This is a genomic window from Halomicrococcus pelagicus (assembly GCF_051917725.1).
GTDB lineage: Archaea > Halobacteriota > Halobacteria > Halobacteriales > Haladaptataceae > Halomicrococcus.
Genome location: NZ_JBQBLX010000011.1, coordinates 1 through 2,788, shown reverse-complemented (window position 1 = coordinate 2,788; position 2,788 = coordinate 1). Strand labels below are relative to the sequence as shown.

Here is a 2,788-nt window from a genome sequence, read left to right as displayed (position 1 = left end):
TAGCGGACATCGACCGCTAAGACTAAACACGTCTCGAGACCGATAGCGAACAAGTAGCGTGAGCGAACGCTGAAAAGCACCCCACAAAGGGAGGTGCAATAGGGCCTGAAATCAGTTGGCGATGGAGCGACGGGGCTCAAAAGGCCCCTCGATAAACGACCCGGGTGCGAACCCGCAGTAGGACTCGAGGGGAGCCGGTGTCCCGTCGTACGTTTTGAAAAACGAGCCAGGGAGTGTATCTGTTCGGCGAGTCTAACCCGTGCATCGGGGAAGGCATAGGGAAACCAATACGGCCGCAGCGCTTTGCGCGAGGGCCACCGTCTTCAAGGGCGGGGAGTCGAACTGATACGACCCGAAACCGGATGATCTACGCGTGGGCAAGGTGAAGCGTGGCGAAAGCCACGTGGAGGCCTGCTAGGGATGGTGTCCTACAATACCCTCCCGTGACCTACGTGTAGGGGTGAAAGGCCCATCGAATCCGGCAACAGCTGGTTCCAGTCGAAACATGTCGAAGCATGACCTCTGTCGAGGTAGTCCGTGGGGTAGAGCGACCGATTGGGAGATCCGCCTCCGAGAGGAGTCGGCCTCCCTGTCGAACTCCAAACCTACGGACGCCATTGACGCAGGGAATCCGGTGTGCGGGGTAAGCCTGTGCACCAGGAGGGAGACAACCCAGAGCTGGGTTAAGGTCCCCAAGTGTGGACTAAGTGCGATCGAAGGTGGTCCCGAGCCCTAGACAGCCGGGAGGTGAGCTTAGAAGCAGCTACCCTCCAAGAAAAGCGTAACAGCTTACCGGCCGAGGTTCGGGGCGCCGAAAATGATCGGGGCTCAAGTCCACCACCGAGACCTGGCGGCACGCGTCACAGCGTGATCCAGTAGACTGGCACTCTGCTCGGGTGGAAGTTCGGATGAGAATTCGAATGGACCGAGTAGGGACGAAAATCCTGGCCATAGTAGCAGCGTGAGTCGGGTTAGACCCCCGACGGCCTGAAGAGTAAGGGTTCCTCGGCAATGCTGATCAGCCGAGGGTTAGCCGATCCTAAGTCTCACCGTAGATCGAATGAGACGACAGGGAAACTGGTTAATATTCCAGTGCCACCGTGCAGTGAAAGTTGACGCTTTGGGGCAGGTCGAGCCGGGCTTTCGCCCGGTCGAACCGTCAAAATCCGTGGAAGCCGTAATGGCAGGAAGCGGACGAACGGCGGAACAGCGCAAGTCGACTCAACCTAGAGCCCGTGAAAAAACGAGCACGGTGATCGTACCGAGATCCGACACAGGTACTCTGGCGGCGAAAGCCAAGGTCTGTCGGGAGCAACCGACGTTAGGGAATTCGGCAAGTTAGTCCCGTAAGTTCGCGATAAGGGATGCCTGCCCCGGATAGGGGCAGGTCGCAGTGACTCGGACGCTCCGACTGTCTAGTAACAACATAGGTGACCGCAAATCCGCAAGGACTCGTACGGTCACTGAATCCTGCCCAGTGCAGGTATCTGAAAACCCGGTACAACGGGGCGAAGGACCTGTTAACGGCGGGGGTAACTATGACCCTCTTAAGGTAGCGTAGTACCTTGCCGCTTCAGTAGCGGCTTGCATGAATGGATCAACGAGAGCGTCACTGTCCCAACGTTGGGCCCGGTGAACTGTACGTTCCAGTGCGGAGTCTGGAGACCCCCAAGGGGAAGCGAAGACCCTATAGAGCTTTACTGCAGGCTGTCGCTGGGACACGGTCGCTAATGTGCAGCATAGGTAGGAGGCGTTACAGAGGTGCGCGCGCCAGCGCGTCGCCCAGCCACCATTGAAATACTACCCGTTAGTGACTGTGACCCTCACTCCGGGAGGAAGACACCGGTAGCCAGGCAGTTTGACTGGGGCGGTACACGCTCGAAAAGATATCGAGCGTGCCCCAAGATTTCCTCAGCCGCGTCGGAGACGCGGCAAAGAGCGCAAGAGCAAAAGGAAGTCTGACAGTGTCCTCCACAACGAGGGACGCTGACGCGAAAGCGTGGTCTAGCGAACCAACCAGCCTGCTTGATGCGGGCGGTTGCTGACAGAAAAGCTACCTTAGGGATAACAGAGTCGTCACCGGCAAGAGCACATATCGACCCGGTGGCTTGCTACCTCGATGTCGGTTCCCTCCATCCTGCCCGTGCAGAAGCGGGCAAGGGTGAGGTTGTTCGCCTATTAAAGGAGGTCGTGAGCTGGGTTTAGACCGTCGTGAGACAGGTCGGCTGCTATCTATTGGGGGTGCTATGGTACCTGACGGGAACATTCGTATAGTACGAGAGGAACTCCGAATGGTCACCACTGGTGTACCGGTCGTCCGAGAGGGCGCGTGCCGGGCAGCCACGTGACACGGGGTAAGAGCTGAATGCATCTAAGCTCGAAACCCACCTGGAAAAGAGGTACCGCCGAGACCACTCGTAGAAGACGAGTTCGATAGACTCGGGGTGTGCGCGCCGAGGCAACGAGGCGTTCAGCCCGCGAGCACTAACTGGTCGAGCCACACACTCATACTGAATGTGGATTCGCACTGATTGGCCCGTTTGAACGGGTCCAGGCGTTAACTGGATTGCACGGACATACGGTTGGTCGAACCACCGACGACTGGTGTTTGACCGCGGTTCGATTCCGCGGGTCGGCGTTAAGGCGGCCACAGCGGCGGGGCGACACCCGTACCCATCCCGAACACGGAAGTTAAGCCCGCCTGCGTTCCGGCCAGTACTGGAGTGCGCGAGCCTCTGGGAACACCGGTTCGCCGCCTCCCACTCATACCACAGCCCACGGCCAGCAC

General features: G+C 58.7%; 2 rRNA genes. Both read left to right on the top strand.

The window, feature by feature from the left end:
- Window positions 1-2,508 (top strand): 23S ribosomal RNA (locus ACTF4R_RS21125); the annotation flags it as partial.
- Between the two features lie 131 nt (window positions 2,509-2,639).
- Window positions 2,640-2,761, top strand: a 5S ribosomal RNA gene (gene rrf / locus ACTF4R_RS21120).
- Window positions 2,762-2,788 lie beyond the last annotated feature (27 nt).